Origin of the sequence: Candidatus Villigracilis proximus (genome assembly GCF_016717045.1) — a bacterium.
GTDB classification, from domain to species: Bacteria; Chloroflexota; Anaerolineae; order Anaerolineales; family Villigracilaceae; genus Villigracilis; species Villigracilis proximus.
In genome coordinates this window covers 234,873-251,626 of sequence record NZ_JADJUO010000004.1, presented here as the reverse complement: position 1 = coordinate 251,626, position 16,754 = coordinate 234,873, and the positions used below count along the sequence as shown (strand labels likewise).

General features: G+C 47.1%; 22 protein-coding genes and 1 pseudogene. 10 read left to right on the top strand and 13 right to left on the bottom strand.

What is annotated here, in order from left to right:
* Positions 1-16 precede the first annotated feature (16 nt).
* The gene (locus tag IPL71_RS05545; protein ID WP_345319930.1) at positions 17-505 is read left to right on the top strand and encodes a M23 family metallopeptidase; all 489 of its coding nucleotides are present in this window, start codon (positions 17-19) and stop codon (positions 503-505) included.
* Positions 498-1,985 (top strand): LysM peptidoglycan-binding domain-containing M23 family metallopeptidase, encoded by a 1,488-nt coding sequence (locus IPL71_RS05540; protein WP_345319627.1) that lies wholly within the window; start codon positions 498-500, stop codon positions 1,983-1,985. The genes IPL71_RS05545 and IPL71_RS05540 overlap by 8 nt, the downstream gene beginning before the upstream one ends.
* A gap of 59 nt (positions 1,986-2,044) precedes the next feature.
* Here IPL71_RS05540 and IPL71_RS05535 read toward each other — a convergent pair whose 3' ends face one another.
* The 3 genes from IPL71_RS05535 to IPL71_RS05525 are packed head-to-tail and all read right to left on the bottom strand — an operon-like array spanning position 2,045 to position 3,049.
* The gene (locus tag IPL71_RS05535; protein WP_345319625.1) at positions 2,045-2,470 is read right to left on the bottom strand and encodes an OsmC family protein; all 426 of its coding nucleotides are present in this window, start codon (positions 2,468-2,470) and stop codon (positions 2,045-2,047) included.
* A 16-nt stretch (positions 2,471-2,486) separates the two neighbouring features.
* Positions 2,487-2,852, bottom strand: coding sequence for a TlpA family protein disulfide reductase (locus IPL71_RS05530; protein ID WP_345319623.1), 366 nt, complete (start codon positions 2,850-2,852; stop codon positions 2,487-2,489).
* Positions 2,853-2,878: 26 nt separating this feature from the next.
* On the bottom strand, positions 2,879-3,049 hold the full coding sequence (locus tag IPL71_RS05525; RefSeq protein ID WP_345319621.1) for a hypothetical protein: 171 nt from the start codon (positions 3,047-3,049) through the stop codon (positions 2,879-2,881).
* A gap of 402 nt (positions 3,050-3,451) precedes the next feature.
* Here IPL71_RS05525 and IPL71_RS05520 point away from each other — a divergent pair, with 402 nt between their 5' ends.
* Both IPL71_RS05520 and IPL71_RS05515 read left to right on the top strand, forming a co-directional pair.
* Positions 3,452-3,907, top strand: a complete 456-nt coding sequence (locus tag IPL71_RS05520) for a Crp/Fnr family transcriptional regulator (protein ID WP_345319619.1) — start codon at positions 3,452-3,454, stop codon at positions 3,905-3,907.
* 17 nt (positions 3,908-3,924) lie between these two features.
* Positions 3,925-4,170: a NifU family protein gene (locus IPL71_RS05515; RefSeq protein WP_345319617.1), complete on the top strand. Its 246-nt coding sequence runs from the start codon at positions 3,925-3,927 to the stop codon at positions 4,168-4,170.
* 92 nt (positions 4,171-4,262) lie between these two features.
* Here IPL71_RS05515 and IPL71_RS05510 read toward each other — a convergent pair whose 3' ends face one another.
* From IPL71_RS05510 to IPL71_RS05465, 10 genes and pseudogenes are all read right to left on the bottom strand, one after another.
* Positions 4,263-5,024, bottom strand: a complete 762-nt coding sequence (locus tag IPL71_RS05510) for a hypothetical protein (protein WP_345319615.1) — start codon at positions 5,022-5,024, stop codon at positions 4,263-4,265.
* A 32-nt stretch (positions 5,025-5,056) separates the two neighbouring features.
* Entirely contained in the window at positions 5,057-5,854 is a 798-nt protein-coding gene (locus IPL71_RS05505; RefSeq protein WP_345319613.1) for a toast rack family protein, read from the bottom strand.
* Between the two features lies 1 nt (position 5,855).
* Positions 5,856-6,254, bottom strand: a complete 399-nt coding sequence (locus IPL71_RS05500) for a hypothetical protein (RefSeq protein WP_345319611.1) — start codon at positions 6,252-6,254, stop codon at positions 5,856-5,858.
* Positions 6,245-6,385 (bottom strand): hypothetical protein, encoded by a 141-nt coding sequence (locus IPL71_RS05495; protein WP_345319609.1) that lies wholly within the window; start codon positions 6,383-6,385, stop codon positions 6,245-6,247. Before IPL71_RS05495 ends, IPL71_RS05500 begins: the two co-directional genes overlap by 10 nt.
* A gap of 137 nt (positions 6,386-6,522) precedes the next feature.
* Entirely contained in the window at positions 6,523-7,359 is an 837-nt protein-coding gene (locus IPL71_RS05490) for a class I SAM-dependent methyltransferase (RefSeq protein WP_345319608.1), read from the bottom strand.
* A 7-nt stretch (positions 7,360-7,366) separates the two neighbouring features.
* A pseudogene (locus IPL71_RS05485) lies at positions 7,367-7,953 on the bottom strand (nucleoside phosphorylase).
* 228 nt (positions 7,954-8,181) lie between these two features.
* Positions 8,182-9,309, bottom strand: a complete 1,128-nt coding sequence (locus tag IPL71_RS05480) for an oligosaccharide flippase family protein (protein WP_345319606.1) — start codon at positions 9,307-9,309, stop codon at positions 8,182-8,184.
* 58 nt (positions 9,310-9,367) lie between these two features.
* A complete protein-coding gene (locus tag IPL71_RS05475; RefSeq protein ID WP_345319604.1) occupies positions 9,368-10,306 on the bottom strand; it encodes a B12-binding domain-containing radical SAM protein in 939 nt (312 codons plus the stop codon).
* The gene (locus IPL71_RS05470) at positions 10,266-10,592 is read right to left on the bottom strand and encodes a hypothetical protein (protein WP_345319602.1); all 327 of its coding nucleotides are present in this window, start codon (positions 10,590-10,592) and stop codon (positions 10,266-10,268) included. The genes IPL71_RS05475 and IPL71_RS05470 overlap by 41 nt, the downstream gene beginning before the upstream one ends.
* A 14-nt stretch (positions 10,593-10,606) precedes the next feature.
* A complete protein-coding gene (locus IPL71_RS05465) occupies positions 10,607-11,467 on the bottom strand; it encodes a hypothetical protein (RefSeq protein ID WP_345319600.1) in 861 nt (286 codons plus the stop codon).
* Between the two features lie 100 nt (positions 11,468-11,567).
* Between IPL71_RS05465 and IPL71_RS05460 the strand changes: the two genes are divergently transcribed.
* Genes IPL71_RS05460 through IPL71_RS05435 form a run of 6 tightly spaced genes read left to right on the top strand, consistent with a single transcriptional unit; the run spans position 11,568 to position 16,710 of the window.
* On the top strand, positions 11,568-11,816 hold the full coding sequence (locus IPL71_RS05460) for a hypothetical protein (protein WP_345319598.1): 249 nt from the start codon (positions 11,568-11,570) through the stop codon (positions 11,814-11,816).
* Between the two features lies 1 nt (position 11,817).
* Entirely contained in the window at positions 11,818-12,723 is a 906-nt protein-coding gene (locus tag IPL71_RS05455; RefSeq protein WP_345319596.1) for a glycosyltransferase, read from the top strand.
* A 44-nt stretch (positions 12,724-12,767) separates the two neighbouring features.
* The gene (locus tag IPL71_RS05450; protein WP_345319594.1) at positions 12,768-14,924 is read left to right on the top strand and encodes a putative glycosyltransferase family protein; all 2,157 of its coding nucleotides are present in this window, start codon (positions 12,768-12,770) and stop codon (positions 14,922-14,924) included.
* The gene (locus IPL71_RS05445) at positions 14,902-15,285 is read left to right on the top strand and encodes an O-antigen ligase family protein (protein WP_345319592.1); all 384 of its coding nucleotides are present in this window, start codon (positions 14,902-14,904) and stop codon (positions 15,283-15,285) included. Before IPL71_RS05450 ends, IPL71_RS05445 begins: the two co-directional genes overlap by 23 nt.
* Complete coding sequence (locus IPL71_RS05440) at positions 15,225-15,713, top strand: O-antigen ligase family protein (protein WP_345319928.1); 489 nt, start codon at positions 15,225-15,227, stop codon at positions 15,711-15,713. Before IPL71_RS05445 ends, IPL71_RS05440 begins: the two co-directional genes overlap by 61 nt.
* A complete protein-coding gene (locus IPL71_RS05435) occupies positions 15,703-16,710 on the top strand; it encodes a glycosyltransferase family 4 protein (RefSeq protein ID WP_345319590.1) in 1,008 nt (335 codons plus the stop codon). The genes IPL71_RS05440 and IPL71_RS05435 overlap by 11 nt, the downstream gene beginning before the upstream one ends.
* Positions 16,711-16,754: the final 44 nt, after the last annotated feature.

Here is a 16,754-nt window from a genome sequence, read left to right as displayed (position 1 = left end):
ACAACTCAACCCCACGATTTACGGCAACAAACACAGTGTATCTGCTGCCATCGACTTTGCCCCTTCCACTGCAAATGGCGGATGTCAGCTCACACCAACATGGGTCACGGCGGCCGCTCCGGGTCTGGTTGTACGGTCAGGCAATGGAGCTGTAATGGTTGATCTTGATGGCGATGGCTACGAACAAACCGGCTGGAATTTCCTCTATATGCATATCGCCGAAAAAGACCGTATAGAAACGGGCACATGGCTTGAAGTGAATGACCGCATTGGACACGCATCCTGTGAAGGCGGTGTATCCACCGGCACACATCTCCATTTTGCAAGAAAATATAACGGCGAGTGGGTTACAGCAGATGGGCCGATCCCGTTTATCATGAGCGGGTGGCGCGTCGTCGCTGGAAAAAATGCCTACGAAGGCACACTTGTCAGAGGTGACGAAGTAATCCTCGCTGACCCGGTCGGACAAAAATGGTCAAACATTTTTCGCAAAGAGAATGACTAACTTTACAAAAACCATTCAAAAAATTTTCAAACTGGCAATAATTGCCATGCTTGCCCTCACATCCTGCAACCTTAATGTGGCATCGAATCTTGATCCAACAACGGTCACATCCACCCCCGGCAGCGACATCATACTCCCCGTACTAACCCCTCTCCCCACACGCCCCACATACAAGCCCGGTGAATTGGTGGATTACATCGCACAAACTGGAGATACCCTTCCTGCGCTTGCCGCACGCTTCAACACCACAGTAGAACAGATCTTTGAAGCCAACCCGCAGATACCGCGCGACGCAACGACCATGCCGCCCGGTATGCCAATGAAAATTCCAATTTATTATCTTGCATTATGGGCCAGTCCATTTCAGATCATCCCTGACCATGCATTTGTAAACGGCCCCACCGGCATTGGTTTCAACACATCCGCTTTTGTTGCAGCACAGCCGGGGTGGCTCAAAGATTATCGGGTATACGCGGGCGGTGAATGGCGCTCTGGCGCTGAGATGGTGGATTACGTTGCCACCAACTATAGTATTAATCCGCGTCTGCTGCTTGCAATTCTTGAATATCAGGGCGGCGCATTAACCCAATCAGAAGCGCCTGTAAAAAAGAATCTGCTCGGTTTTACACGCAGATATTGGGAGAATCATTATCTACAGCTTGTGATTGCAGCCAACACCCTCAACAATGGATATTATGGCTGGCGTGTTGGAAATCTGGTTGAATTTGAAGAGAATGACGATGTACTTGTCAGACCGGACCCCTGGCAAAATGCGGCATCTGTCTCAATTCAATATTATTACTCAAGACTTTTCACAGGCGATAAGTACGCACTCGCCACGGGACCTCAGGGGCTGTTCCAGACATACGCAAGCCTGTTCGGCGACCCATGGAGCGACCCCTTCATACTCATGCCTGGCAGTTTACTACAACCAGAATTCCAGCTCCCATTCCCTAGCGATCAGGTCTGGTCATATACTGGTGGGCCTCACACAGGCTGGGGAACCGGTGAACCTCTCGCTGGAATTGACTTTGCCCCTCCATCTGATAAATCAGGCTGCTTCATTGCCAATGAGAAAAACTACGCTACAGCAATGGCAGATGGACTGGTCGTGCGCTCCAGTATTGAGGGACTGGCGCTTGATCTTGATAAAGACGGCGACGAACGCACAGGCTGGGTTATTTTTTATCTACATCTTTCGGCTGATGAACGCGCGCCACTTGGGACAGAGTTACAGACAGGAGACAAGATCGGGTATCCCTCCTGCGAAGGCGGACGCGCGACAGGGTCACATGTACATATCGCCCGCAAATACAATGGAGAGTGGATCATGGCAGACAGCGCCATTCCGTTCAATTTGAACGGCTGGATCACACACAATGGAAGCCGTGAATACCTGGGAACATTAACCAAAGGCGGTGCAACCGTGATCGCCTGTGAATGCGGAGATGCTTACACTTCGATCAGTGGAAGTCAATGATAAAAAAGAGACAAGCGCTTAAGCGCCTGTCTCTTTTACAAAATACTCGCCTTCCCGGATCATTTTTTATTTTCATCAATGATCTTATAAATCAAGCGGATCGGAAACACCTTGCTCAACATGGCCTGTGCCGGACAATATTTCTCCGCTGACAATTCAATGGCTCGCAGCAGTGCGGCTTCATCCACTTCGCTGCCTGTGACAAGGTATTCAATCACCGCACCTGAAAAAACTTTGGGATGTTCCTCTGCTCTTTCGGCATGGATCAAAACCTGAAAATCTGCAACGGGTTGTTTCTTCTTTTGAAGAATGGAGATGACATCCATTGCTGTACAACCTGCCAACCCAAGCGCAATAAACTCCATTGGGCGCGCGGCGCTATTATCACCGCCAGCCGCTCCATCTGCATCCATCTTTTGAGAAAAGCCTGTATCTGCCGCGCCTTCAAAGGCCATCTTGCCTTTCCAATCCAGTTTTATTTCCATTGTCTACTCCTGTTGGTTACTCCATAATTATATCGGGCACATATTTTTCAAGATTATTTTTTGAAATGCCGCCGATCCACATTAATCGCACTTTCCCAGTGCGGTCGATCACGTAGGAACTAGGCAGGTTCATGGTATTAAATTCACGTTGAGCCAGATAATCAGCATCGAGCCAAATAGGGAAAGTTAACCCGAATTCTTTTACAAATGGCGCAACAACTTCGCGGGTTTCCTCCTGATCGATGGCGATCAATACAAACCCATCTGCTTTATATTTTTCATAAAATTTTTGCAGGGCGGGCATTTCCTCCCTGCAGGGCGGGCACCAGGTTGCCCAGAGATTAACCAGCACAACACTTCCGCGATAGTCATTTAAAGACACGCGATTACCAGCCAGGTCTTCGAGGATCAGCTCAGGGGCGAAAAATTCACTTGAGCAGGAACAGCTGAAAAGTCCTGAGCGGATGCGGCGTTTTTATTCAGAAGTAAAAAAAGCATGATCCCAAGGGCAACAAATCCTGTACCAATCATCATCATGGCAATAAATTGTCCCAAAGAAGGTCTTTCAGATAAAGACATTAATCACATCCATTTGTGTTGCCCGCACGGAGCAAATATTTTTTATCAGGTACAGCCTCCGCCTTCACCGTTGACAAAACCGCATACCGGGCATTCCAATTGCAGCAGTCCGTTATAGTCCAGCTTTCCGTTTTTGCATATCGGACAAAGCTCTCCTTTTCGCAGCGGAACGATGACCTCAACCTTCTCAGGTTGATCGATGCCAAGCAGAAGTTTTTCAAAAGAAGAAAGAGTATTTGTGGGTTTCATCATCATTATGAAGATATGAGGCTGTAAAAAATTACGTATTTCACAAAGTATAACCGAACATCAGCCTTGCTTTTCAAAAGAAGGAAAGATGTCACTGAGTTTAGGATGTTTGGTACTGGAAAGTTGTCCAGACGTTGGATAACATGCAATCAAATGCTTGATTCATTGCCTTTCATTCCACTCTTTCAAGATCTTAATGCAAATCAAACTGCCTTGCTCAAACCTCTATTTGAGCAGTACACATGTACGGCAGAAACCCTGGTTTTTGAACAAGGCGGCCCTGCAACGCATCTGTACCTGCTACTCAAGGGTGAAGTAGCAATTCGATTCAAGCCATATGACGGGCCGCCGATCATCTTAACCCGTTTGCATGACGGTGATGTATTTGGATGGTCTGCCGTGGTTGGAAGTACACACTACACGTCAAGCATTGTTAGTGAATCGCAAATCGAAGCCATTCGAATACGCGGAAAACATCTCTTAACCCTGGTGAGGGAATATCCTGAAACAGGAGAAATTATCATGGACCGCCTTGCACGCGTGGTTTCCTCCCGTTGGAAGAATGCTCATGCGCAAGTTCAGTCTCTTTTGAATTCGAATCAGAAATAATAAAAAGGAGTCATTCCATGGTCGCAACAGAAACTCATGATCGTGAAGCGCAATTGCGCGGTTTGCTTGATAAATTAAGTGCATACGTTGAACAATTTCACGGGGGCACTGTGGAGTTTGTTTCGTTTGACGGCAAACAATTAAAAGTGCGGCTGGGCGGTGCGTGTTTAGACTGCCCACTATTACCGTCCACTTTGCATGGTTGGGTGGAAGGGACAATTCATCAGTTCTTCCCGGATGTGGAAGTTATCGGAGAACAATAATTAATACTGCTGAAAGCAGAAAAAATAATCATCCCCGTGAGTTTCACGGGGATGATTATTTTTAGAAGGTGAAAATTAAATACTTCTCAGTTCTATCGATTTGTAAAATATCTAAAGAGCATGAAGATGCCCGCTCCGATCAACACCACAGCCCAAAGATAATTTGCAATATCCAAAAGGGATGCGATTCCCAGGAAACCCATAACACCCAAAGCCAATGCAGGCCAGTAAGCCCAACTCATCCTTGCCAATAATGCCACGAGTAAAAAGGTAAGAGAAAGGCCAAGAAAGAAGAACCCTGCTGTTTGAAACTCGCCAAAACGCTCTGCGGCGATGGTCACACCGGCAAGCGTAGCCAATACACCCGCCGGAATGAGCGCCCACCAACGTTCAGCGCGGTCTGTAAAATACACGGCAAAAAAGGAAAGCCCGATCCCGCCCAGAAAAATCGCGCCGCCAAATTCTTCAAAACGCGCAGCAACCAGAATCATCACGGAAAGCGCAGTTAATACACCAGCGGGGATCATCGCCCACCAGCGTTCGCTGCGACTGGTAAAGTATACATACCAAAAAGAAAGACCAATTCCGCCTAGAAAGATCGCGCCGCCAAATTCTTCAAGCGATTCGGGGAGCAGGATCAACACGCCCAAAGAAACCAGGGTAAAGCCGGGAATGGCGCTCCACCAGTTTCCACCAAAAAGCAGGGAGAGGAAGATCAACCCTATGGCCAGGAACATGCCGCCCCAAAAAATACCCGAGGCATTTCGTAACACCCCCATCGTCTGCGCCAGCGCAAGTCCGCCGCCGACGATCAGTAAAAAGCCAAATACAATTTGTGGATCGAACTTTTTCATTTCTTTCTCCTTATCAATCTCGCAGTGAAGAATTATTTAATTTTTATCGAAGCCGCGCCTGCATCAATGGTCATATCCACTGCGTTTGCGGCTGAGTCAAAATCGGGAGATTGATAATAGCTTCCATTTCGTGGAAAACGGGATTGATTAATGTTGAGATCAGCCGCACCGAGCGAGGCGCGGATTCGGGCAGAAAGTCCTTCGGGGATGGTCACTTCCAATGAGGCCGCACCAAAATCCAGGTCCGCATTGAAGCGGCCGCTTGCGGGCAGAGTCAATTGTATTTCACTCGCGCCCATTTCCAATTTCAAGTCAGTGATGTTCATATCACGCAGATCAATGACAGATTTATTCGCGCCAAGGTTTAAAGTCAGCGCAGTTGGGATTTGAGCATTAAGCGCGACATCCCAATCCAATTGGGAACGCGGACCGAAGAATGGAAAATCCATAACTTCTTTCGCGGGTCTCATGCGGACCTCAAGCCTGTCACCGTTTCGAGAGGCTTTTTGCTGCAACCCGCCAGCGAAAGAACCATGCGCCAACTCGTTGGCATTCGCGCCGCTGTGAATTTTTAACTCACCCGCGCCATGGCTGACCTTAAGATTTGCAGAGGTCGCGCCCTGTAGGTCAATGGAAGCATTTTCCAATTCAATGGCGCCGCGAAAGAAAGTGCCAACAAGCACCCAAACACCGCCGAGGATCAACAACAACGGCCAAAAAAGCTCGGTAAAGGAAACACCGTTGGGAAGTTTAATTCCCATTTCGTTGGCAAGCATCAAGCCGCCGACAAGAAGGAGAATCACCCCCCAGAACAATTGATTGTTTTTCATGCTATTCCTCCCGTTTGCGGAAGGAACGATAAAGGCCGCTGCCGAGCACCCACACTCCAAGCAGGATCAAGAGAATCGCAGGGCCGAAATTACCGAGCAATTCCAATCCACCGAAGAGTGATGCGAAGACAAGGAACAAGACTACGCTGATGACCATCATGTTAAGTCCACGCCTGAGGTTGTGCGCAGTGTTATCGCCAAGCAGACCTGCAAGAATGGAACCCACCCCGATAAAGCCCAAGATCAACGTCCACATATAAGACCAGGAAGAGTAATCATTGGTGACATCCTGATAGTAAAAGATGCCGCCCAATCCCGCAACGATCGAAGCAGGGACTGCCATACCGGGCTGACCTGTTACAAGGCCGATGATAAGAATACCGCCGCCGATCAAAAACATATTGAAGGGAATTCGGTGTATTTATTAAATAGTGTGTGGAAAGCAGGCACGCTTTTATCGAGCAGAAACCACGCGCCGAGCAAAATAAGGATGACGCCGAGGGCGAGTTGTGTACGACCTTGTCTGTTCATGTTAAGTTCTCCTTGAAGTTAGTTTATAACTTTTTGATTAAAAAGAAAAGTCCTTGAAAATATACGGACGGAAGAGGGAAAGGTTGCGCAAAATTTGAATTTAACGGCTGCCTACCCACAAGCCAAATTCGGCAGGTTCACGTCTGCCGCGCAGATGCGCCAGCCACGGACGCAAGCGCCAGCGAACTCCATACAATGGACGGATGTGCCGCCACACAATGCCAAGTGTTTTCCCCAGCTCTTCCATGCGCCGATACGTCAGGTAGTTCTCGCTTCTGAGCGAGTTTGGAGGCGAAGCCATAGCGCGAGAGAAAAGCAGATTTCCGCTCAGCAACCATTTGCTTGCCAGAGTCAGCGTTATGATAGATGGGCGAATCCATGATAACGACCTTTCCATTTGGCGAAAGCACTCGCAGGGATTCGGTCAATGTTTCTTCGTAATTTTCAGAATAATGAAAAGATGCGTTAAAGATCACGGTTGAAATGGCAGCATTTAAAAATGGCAGATGAATAAATTCGGATTGAGTTCTTGTGAACCGGCTTTGATAATGAGTGCATGCGCCAAGCCCATCTTCGGGATTAAGGAGCAGATCGACCGCGCAGACATCATATCCGCTCAATGACAAACGGTTCGATAACCAGCCGTTCCCTGATCCCATATCCAAAACAGTTGACTCGGCTGTGAGTATTTTCTGCAAAGCCCCAAAACTCGCGGCGCGGATCTTCCAATCTGCAGAAAATTTTCGGCTGGTATCTTTGAATGGCAGGGCACGGTAGTAGGATGCATCAGGTGAGAAACGCCCCTCGAAACGGCGGACAGTTTCATAGTCACGAATGAAGCGGGCGTAATGGGATTCGCGTTCGGGCAGGAGAAATCTCCAAATTCCATCCTCCTGTTTAAATAGGAGATTGTCTCGCGCACAAAATAACTCAAACTCAGATTTTTTTGCAGTTCCCCATGACAGCGCGGACAAATAAAATTCATGCGTCCTCGTTGAGCGCGTCAATCGCGGTGTTGTAGGCGATCTCAAAAGACTGATTGATCGCCTTCATATCTGCTGGAGATTCCCATTTGAGATTTGCAAGGCGATCTGCCACAACAAGAATGGAAGCGGCTTGCACGCCGCGAAATTGAGCCAGCGCAAACAGACCTGCAATTTCCATTTCAACAGTTTGCACACCTTCAGATTGATATTGCAAAATTTCATTCCTTGTTTCACGATAAGGGGCATCTGTTGTCCACGTTCCGCCTGAAGTGAATTTTACATTTTGTGAAATCAAACGCGCCTCAAGTTTTTCTTCAACAAATCATCAGCAGGCGCATATTTTTCGGCGGGAAGATAATGATGTGAAACGCCTTCATCACGAATGGCACGGTCATTGAGAACAATATCGCCCGTGTTTAATTCCTTTTGTAACGCACCGCCCCAGGAAAGAATAACAAAGCGCCGCACACCCCAGGCGATCATCTCCTCGGCAATAGATACGATCACGGGGGCGCCGATCCCAAAATTGGAGAGCACACCAACCCGTCCGTGCGTGCGTTTGACGAGGAACAAGTCACCCATTACCCGCCCCACTTTTTGAACGGGAGTTTTCCAGCGCAATTGATAAGGCAGGTCATTCTTCAAACATAAGACCAACCCACCGGGCGGGGGAATCGCTGGGAATCTGCCAAACTTGCGGCGCATTTCAATCGTATCTTCAGGCTTCATGATGGGCTCGCTTTGTTCTTTATCAGGGAAGTTTGGAAACGACATGTATTCTCCATTGATACCATAAAAATATCGCGTGAATTATTTCAGACAATAAAACCGCAAATGCTGCGCCGCGCAAACCAAACGCGGATGTGAAGCAGACAAACGATAGCAGCAAAACAAAAGCGCTGTTAACAAGGAAGACAGCACAGGCCTTTCATAACCAAGCGCGACCAAACCGAGCGAAGTATATGTAACCAACACATACGGAACAATGACCCAGATCATAATCTGCAATGGTTGAACGGACGAAATGAATTCAGCGCCAAATAAAATATCAACTATTGTTTGCGCAAAGGTGAATACAAAAACAGAGATCAAAAAAGCCAAACCAAGCAATGACCGAAGCCCTTTCATTTGCCTGCCAAAATCCACATCCCGCGCCATTTCAGGATACATGGCCGTGAATGCCGAAAGATGACCGAGCTTGCCCGCATCTGTCAAACGCGAAGACACCGAGAAAATGCCTGTTGCTGAAAGTCCAGCCAACTGGGGCAGAATGCCAATTATGATCTTCTCATACACAAGACGCAGCGTACCAATTACAGCCAGAGAAGCGCTGTTTTTCATTAAAGCAAAAGCGCCTGGAAGAGAAAAACGCCAGAGAATGCTGCGGGATGAGCGAAACACAAAAGCAAACAAAGCAGTGGACGTATGAGCGATCAACATGAAGATGGCAAAAGTATTCATATCCGCACGAAAAATCAGCAAAGTAAACACAGCCAGCATTTGTGCAAATACAGCCGCAAATTGCAGAAGTGAAAAAGATATCATCTCCTGCCGGGCACGCAGATTAATATTGAAAATTGTAAAAAGGGCAAACGGAAACAGGGCGAAGATATAAATCCTCAAAGATAGAGGAACAGAAATAAATAACGCTGCGGCAAAAACACCCGCAACATAAAGCAGGGAAAGCAATAATTGCAGCAGAAATCCATCGGCCAGGGTAAATAAGTTTTCACCAGAAGCAAGACTGCGGATCAAGATCATGTCTGTGCCAAAGGTGCTGAATGCGTTACCGATCAACAAAATGGATGAGATGAAGGCATATTCGCCAAAGCCTTCCTGTCCCAAATAGCGCGCCAGTAAAATATTCGATAGTACCGCCAGACCCTGAGTGCCGATACGGGAAAGGACTGTCCAGCCAATGTTTTTTAGAAGGCGCATAAAGCTTGTCCACCAGTACACCGCATCAGACACATGCGCTGATGAACTCCAAAAGTTACTATCGCAGAAACGAACGCAGACGCATTTCTGCACGCGCCATGCCAAGCAAATAATATGGAGCGCGAATCATTCCACGCAGATCGCGTTTGCGCCAGGCGCGTCTCATGCGGAATTCGTGATGAACTCGTCCATGCAAAACACGATAAAACGCCTGCGGAAATGGGCCATGATACAACATGGCGAGATCGTCTGAATCGACCCAGTTTTGTTTTTCTCCCAACTCCATTTTTACACGCTCAAAAAATTTTGTCCCCGGAAATGGATAGGAGACTGAAATACCAATGTCATCGGGCGCGCACTCGCGTACCATCTTTAAAGTTTTCTGCACATCGTCCCAGCCTTCGCCGGGATAACCGAACTGCAAAAAGAAACCAACTTCGATTCCATTTTTATGCAGTAACTCAGCAGCGCGATAAATATCTTCAACTTTATCGCCCTTATCCATCGCGTCTAAAATTTTCTGCGAACCAGATTCCGCGCCCAGCCAGACCGTTTTGCAGCCGGCCTTCGCCAGCGCAAGCGCGGTTTTTTCTGTCACCAGATCTGCGCGTTTCAAACACTTAAACGGAATCGCAGAATTGTTTTCACGCAACAACTCTGCAAATTTCTCCACCCAGTTCGGCTTCAACCCGAAAATATCATCGGCAAACCAAATGTGATCGGGCGCAAAATTTTCCTTCAACCATTTCATTTCAGCGGCCACGTTTTCCGCCGAGCGCGAGTTATAACGCTGTCCCCAGATCGGCTTGGCACACCAGTTGCAGTGATACGGACATCCGCGCGTGGTGACCATATTCATCGAATAATAGCCATGATGTTCACGCCAGATCTTTTTATATTTTTCCACATCGATCAAATCCCATGCGGGAAAAGGCAAAGCATCGAGATTGGAAATATCAGGACGACGGGCATGGATGAAGCGTATTCGCCATCGCAATCATCGTAAATGCGGCCTCGCGCATTCTCAACAGACACATCTTGGAAAGGTAATTAAAATTATCTTCAAAGATGATCGCATACTGCGGCGCATGTTCATCAAGCGCCCTGGCCCAATCCTCTTCCGAGTCTGCAAGCATGGCATCGAAAAGGGCAACATCATATCCTTTCGAGCGGATATAACTTGCCGCATACATCGTCCCCAGCGGAGGATACGGCATCATCGCATCCCAGAGTTTTGGGTCAAAGCGCAGGTAATAAGATTGTCCAAAGAGAATTTGTGTCACAGCTTTATCGCAGATTACAGTCCGCGCTCCATTTTTTCAATATCGAGAGCAGAAAGGCGCTCCCGATAAATATCATCTGTCCATTTACGATGATGGTCAAAATTACCCTGACAAACATCCGCAGTAAAAACAGTCTCTGCGCCAAAGCCAGCCTGTTTGGAAAAACGCGCGATCTTGCGTGTCATCTCCCAGTTTTCAAATTTTGATCCAAGTGTGCCGCGCAAAAAGAACTCTCCCATATTCAAACTATTGGAGGCGTTGAAAGTCTCCGGAACTGCATTTGGCAATAACGATTTTGTCCACGGGTTGACGGCAAAGAGGCGAATATAGATATCACTCCCTGTTATGGGAATCATCTGGAAAAGTTCACGCGCAGAGTACAGATCATGCAACGGCCATTCGAGTGTACGCTCTGAAATAATAAGGTTGGGACAAATCGTATCGCCGAACAAATGCGTTATTTTTCCAAATAAAATGGCAAACGCGCGCGCCGTCCACACGTAACCATGCGCGGCAACAATCATGAAATCCATATCGGGATTTTTAGAGAGATTAAGCATGGCGAGGGACCCCGTCAACGCAGCCATGCGGACAAATGGCAGTCTGCCGAGAATACGCCCATAAAACATGGCGCGGCGATAGGCTTTGCGTGAAGCAGATTCACGCCGTTTGCGAATGTCCACGATTTCGGAACGACCCGCGAGAAAATAATATCCAGCTTCGAAAAAAACATTTGGTGCGCTGGCCGCACATCGCTCCACCTCATGTCTTTCAGCAGGTGCAACAAGAAAGCGATGTAATTCCTCTGCCGTTAACGGGTAATCAAAAATGTCTGAATAGGCAAGCGTTTCAACAATGGCATTTTTAATATTCATAAGAAATTAAACTATACTTTGCGCACATCCATCTGTCAACATGCCATTCGATTAATCAAGGTTGTGTAAATCCCGTATTAATGGAATAATCCGCCTTCTTATGCATCTTGCCATTGTCAGCCCCTTTCCGCCTGCCATTACTGGTATTGGACAATACGGATATCACGTCACACGCGCCATTGTAAACACAGGGTCATTTTCACGGATCACTGTGCTCGCAGGCTCAAACACAGACTCCGGCAAAAACCCCAACCATCTTGGCGATACCGAACTTGATTATTGCTGGCAACCAGACCAATTGAAAGCTGGTCAGGCTATTCTGTCCGGTTTGGAAACGATTAAATCCTGATGTGGTCTGGTTCAATCTCGGCGCAAGCATCTTTGGCAAATCACCTTTGTCAAATCTGACAGGTATGTTCACCCCCATGTTGACCCGCCAAATGGGATATCCAACCGTCGTCACATTGCATGAACTGGTTGCACTTGCAGACTTGCGCGCGTTAAATGCCCCCGGCGGAATATGCGCACCTCTGGGAGCACACCTATTAACAAAAGTAGCTACACAAGCAGATGTCGTCTGTCTGACCATGAGCCACTATGTAGACTGGCTCTCTGCACGCGGCGTAGACTGTATGCACATTCCCATCGGCGCGTATCATGAACCGGAATTTCTGAAAGAAACAGAAGCCGCCGAATTATTATTTTTCACAACGCTCGCGCCCTTCAAAGGCCTTGAAATATTGCTGACCGCTTTTGATAATTTACGAATTGAATTCCCAAAAATAAAATTAACCATCGCCGGCGTTGAACACACGCGGTTTCCAAATTATGCGCAAGATCTGAAAACCCGTTTTAATGGCGCACATAATATTCAATGGCTCGGAAAGGTAGCGGAAGAAAATGTGATCGACCTTTTCCGCCGCGCGCAGATCGTTGTATTGCCCTACACCGCATCAACCGGCTCTTCCAGCGTTTTGTATCAAGCCGCAACATGGGGGCGCGCGATCGTCGCATCTGATTTAATCGAAAACAAAAAACTCGCCCGTGAAAATGACCTGCACCTTCAGTTCTTTGAAAATGGAAACGCGCAAAGCTTACAAAATGCTCTGCGCATATTGCTCAGCTCAGTTGAATTACGAGACATGCAGGCAAAACACAATTTCAACTCAATTCAGCGAGTCCGCCCAACTGCCACAGGCCATCATTATGTGGAAGCCTTTAACCGCGCCCTTGAAAAACATAATGGCCGAAAATAAATTCTCCATACAAGTTCAAAATTCTCTTGAATAAGGATTTCCCGATGATCCCGCGCCGCGTCTATCTCGCCGTCCTATTCGCATTTATAGGTCATGGAATTTTCGTACTTACAGCACGCTACCGCCTGAGCTACGACGCGTACACGCACATGCTTTTTGCCGATCATTATGCCCAAGATTGGTTCTCGCTTTGGAACACACGCTGGTACACAGGCTTCAAAGTCATTTCATATCCGCCGCTTATTCATCAATTGATCGCGCTTTTTGTACCTGTCATCGGCGTTGATGCGGCCTACGCGCTCATCCTGTGGCTCATTACAACTTTATATCCGCTGGGCATTTATACATTCAGCAGAATATTCACTGGCAAAACCGCCGCATCCTACGCTGCAATTGCATCTGCAGTCATGCTTCCCATTTATGTCACTGCGCACATCTTCGGTCAACTACCATTTCTTGCCGCAACACTTTTTGCATTATTCGGCGCAGGCGCAATCGCAAAATTTCTTCGTGAAGGCAAACTACACAATCTTGTTCTAGCAGTTTCCATAATCGCCACCACCATGGCCGCGCATCACGCCACATTATTGGTACAGCCATTCCTCGTCCTTGCGCTTACCATTTATCAACTCAAACAACACAACTGGAAAAAAACTTTATCAAGGCTCGCCATCTTTCTCGTATTCGCCATTCCGGCAGGCATCATTGTGATCTGGCCTTTTTGGCAATGGGGCACGCATCAACAATTACAAACACCCATTGATCATCTCTCCCGTCATAATTTCTTTACAGACGCATTGGCCTCAGCCATCTTCTTCTGGCCGTTTTATATTCCGATCGGCAGCGTTATTCCATTTTTATTTTACAAATGGCCGCGTAATTTTCTCGGTTTGCAATTTTCATTTCTCATTCTTTTTATCCTCGGCCTCGGCAGCACCACCCCGCTTCCCAGCCTGCTCTTCGGCCAAAGCTGGGAATGGCTCACCTATGACCGCTTCGCCTTTTGGGCCAGCCTGACCCTGACCCCATTCTTTGGAATTCTCTTCACCCATTTTAAAAAGTGGATGAAGAACCGCGTCTTTCTTAAACCGCTGCCTGCCTCGCTTCGAGGAACCTTGATCTCAGCCCTGACATTTTTCGTCTTCACTTTCTTCGCAATGGGATCATGGTTCACACCATTTCTTTTCCCCATCCAGCCTGACCCGGTTGACATGCAGCCCATTGTGGACTTTCTTGAAGCGGAAGATCATGATTACTGGCGCTACCTCACGTTTGGTTTTGGCGATCAATTCGCACACCTCAGCCTGTTAACCCAAGCCACCACCCTTGACGGAAGTTATCACACAGCGCGCACCATTCCAGAACTACGTGAAAGCGGCATCGGTCAAGTAGATACAGCCTACTGGGCCTTGAAAGGCATCCCTGCCATCGGACCCATCTTGCAAGCATCAGGAAAATACGGCGTCCGCTGGGGATTCGTCAACTTGAGATCATTTGTACCCGAACTAAAAAAGAATGGCTGGGTTTTTGTTAAATATCTTTCAAACGGCATTCAAGTTTGGGAAAATCCTGACTTTACTTTTCTTCCTTCCACCCCACCGCCAGCAGATCCGTTTAAATCTTTTTCATGGGGAATTTTCCCCTTGCTTTCTTTTTTCATAACGATGATATTAGGAATTGTTAATTTATGGAAAGAACGCGGCGAAAAAATTATCCGTAATACACATGCTTTCGTAGTGGGATTAATTCCCATGGCGTTGGGGTTTTGGTATTACAAAATTATATTTGAATTTAAACATAAACAGGTTTATTTCACTTACGATCATGCTCTCTTTTTCCTCAGTGATGCGTTGGTTCTCATCGCGGTTATTCTCTGGCTTGCAGCACAGGTATCAAACGAAAAATTCTTTCAACAAAAATTCACACCAACCATTAAATTCCTGTTTGTGTTTTGCTGTCTGCTCAGCCTCAGCGCATTCTGGTCAGCAGATTGGCGCACATCAACCTATATTGCCATCCACTTCTGGCTGATCTTTGGCCTGATCCTCTCCATGCGTGACTGGCACCTCTTCATGGAATACTGCAATCCTGGGGCTTTGCGCAGCACTGAGCATTCAAGCATTAACCGGCATCGTCGGCTTTATTTCACAATCCACTTTATTTCTAGGTCCGCTCAATTTGCACTGGCCCGGCCCGATTGACATCGCCACGCGCGCCGCAAGCATTGTCAAATTACCTGATGGGCAGGTCTTCCTGCGCACCTATGGCACACTCCCGCATCCCAACATACTGGGAGGCTTCGCACTCATTTGCCTGACTGGCCCAATCGCTCTATTTCTTCGAAAGGAAAAATCGAATCCTTTAGCGATCGTGATATTTGCACTCGGCATATCCTTGCTTGCCCTCACATTTTCCCGCTCCGCGTGGATTGCAGTTACGCTATTTTTATTTATTCTGATCTACAATTCAAAATCCTTCCATCCTAAAAAGGCAGCCATTATATTTTTTACGGCAATTACCGCCTTCGGATTAACCTATTTCCGCTTCGCGAATTATTCTTAAATCGGGTAAACGCCCCAGCCACAACCACCGAAGAATTCTCACTCGTGGGGCGTGCCTGGTTAACAGAACAGGCCTTTACAGTAATAAAAGAACACCCGCTTTTAGGTGTAGGTTCAGGTTCCTTCATTATTCAGCTTGCAGAACGCGCAGGGGAATTTAATTTTGTTGAACCGGTTCACAACATTCCCCTATTGATCACATCTGAGCTGGGTGTTTTCGGTTTGATCTTGATCCTTATGATTATTTTTTCAATTGGAAAAAATTTCCTGTCTACAAAGAATTCAAACGCAATCATCATCGGCGCATTACTAATGGGCTTGGGAGCAATCAGCCTCTTCGATCACTACCTATGGACACTTGCTCCGGGACGCCTCATGCTCGGCTTCGTGCTTGGCTTATGGGAAGGACAAATAGCCCGTGACAAATAAAATTTCGGTTAATGGCAGATGCTTCACACGCCGCATCACCGGCGTGGAACGATATGCGCATGAAATCAGCATGCGTATGAAGCCAAATCCGCGCATCATTGTGCCTGATAAAGCATTGGGACAAGTCTCGGGACATTTATGGGAGCAGTTCATTCTCCCAATGCAAATTCAGAAAAACGAAATTCTATGGTCACCCGCCAATGCCGGCCCGTGGACAATTTCCAATCAAGTAATCACCATACACGACGCGAGCGTCTTCGATCACCCTGAATGGTTTCGCCCTGCCTTCGCGGCATGGACCAGACTCTCATGGAAGATTTTAGCAAAACGAGTAAAGTTAATTATTACAGTTTCTAATTTTTCACGGGATAGATTGAAAGTCAATTTGAAAATCTCTGATGAAAAAATTTGCGTCATTCCAAATGGCGTTGGAAAACCTTTCGAAGCACAAACACAGAACTCCATAAATGCTGTTCGTGAAAAGTATAGGATTGGCAAACCATACTTTCTTTTTGTCGGGACTCATGAACCGCGAAAAAATTTAGGCATCTTAGTTCAAGCATGGAAGCAGGCGATGATTATCACAGGCACAAAAGGAATTGTTTTCGCCGAAGCAATCAGTAAACCTGAAGAGTCAGATAACATCAAATGGCTGGGTTATATTTCCGACACAGACCTGCCTGCGCTTTACGCGGGTGCAAGCGCCGCCATCGTCCCGTCACTTTATGAAGGCTTCGGCTTGACAGCACTCGAAGCCATGGCTTGCGGTGCGCCGGTCATCGCATCAAGCACAACTGCATTGCCAGAAACAGTTGGAAACGCGGCGCTGTTGTTTGATCCGCACAATGCAACTGAATTAACCAAGGCTGTAAAAAATCTTGTGGAAAATAAATCCCTCGCAAACACGCTGCGCGAGCGCGGATTACAAAGAGCAAAAATTTTTACATGGGATGAATCGGCGCGAAAAATTTCAAGAATTCTTTCAAGAGTCTCATGATTATAAAATTTTCAGACAGATTCCCAAACTTAAAAATCAAGATG

What these genes read in the sequence shown, in the direction of transcription:
- IPL71_RS05535 (WP_345319625.1), bottom strand. Translation starts at nt 2,470, where the DNA reads ATGGAAATAAAACTGGATTGGAAAGGCAAGATGGCCTTTGAAGGCGCG.
- IPL71_RS05460 (WP_345319598.1), top strand. Translation starts at nt 11,568, where the DNA reads ATGCATCTTGCCATTGTCAGCCCCTTTCCGCCTGCCATTACTGGTATT.
- IPL71_RS05450 (WP_345319594.1), top strand. Translation starts at nt 12,768, where the DNA reads ATGATCCCGCGCCGCGTCTATCTCGCCGTCCTATTCGCATTTATAGGT.
- IPL71_RS05495 (WP_345319609.1), bottom strand. Translation starts at nt 6,385, where the DNA reads ATGAACAGACAAGGTCGTACACAACTCGCCCTCGGCGTCATCCTTATT.
- IPL71_RS05540 (WP_345319627.1), top strand. Translation starts at nt 498, where the DNA reads ATGACTAACTTTACAAAAACCATTCAAAAAATTTTCAAACTGGCAATA.
- IPL71_RS05510 (WP_345319615.1), bottom strand. Translation starts at nt 5,024, where the DNA reads ATGAAAAAGTTCGATCCACAAATTGTATTTGGCTTTTTACTGATCGTC.
- IPL71_RS05515 (WP_345319617.1), top strand. Translation starts at nt 3,925, where the DNA reads ATGGTCGCAACAGAAACTCATGATCGTGAAGCGCAATTGCGCGGTTTG.
- IPL71_RS05500 (WP_345319611.1), bottom strand. Translation starts at nt 6,254, where the DNA reads ATGTTTTTGATCGGCGGCGGTATTCTTATCATCGGCCTTGTAACAGGT.
- IPL71_RS05465 (WP_345319600.1), bottom strand. Translation starts at nt 11,467, where the DNA reads ATGAATATTAAAAATGCCATTGTTGAAACGCTTGCCTATTCAGACATT.
- IPL71_RS05525 (WP_345319621.1), bottom strand. Translation starts at nt 3,049, where the DNA reads ATGTCTTTATCTGAAAGACCTTCTTTGGGACAATTTATTGCCATGATG.
- IPL71_RS05520 (WP_345319619.1), top strand. Translation starts at nt 3,452, where the DNA reads ATGCTTGATTCATTGCCTTTCATTCCACTCTTTCAAGATCTTAATGCA.
- IPL71_RS05480 (WP_345319606.1), bottom strand. Translation starts at nt 9,309, where the DNA reads ATGCGCCTTCTAAAAAACATTGGCTGGACAGTCCTTTCCCGTATCGGC.
- IPL71_RS05505 (WP_345319613.1), bottom strand. Translation starts at nt 5,854, where the DNA reads ATGAAAAACAATCAATTGTTCTGGGGGGTGATTCTCCTTCTTGTCGGC.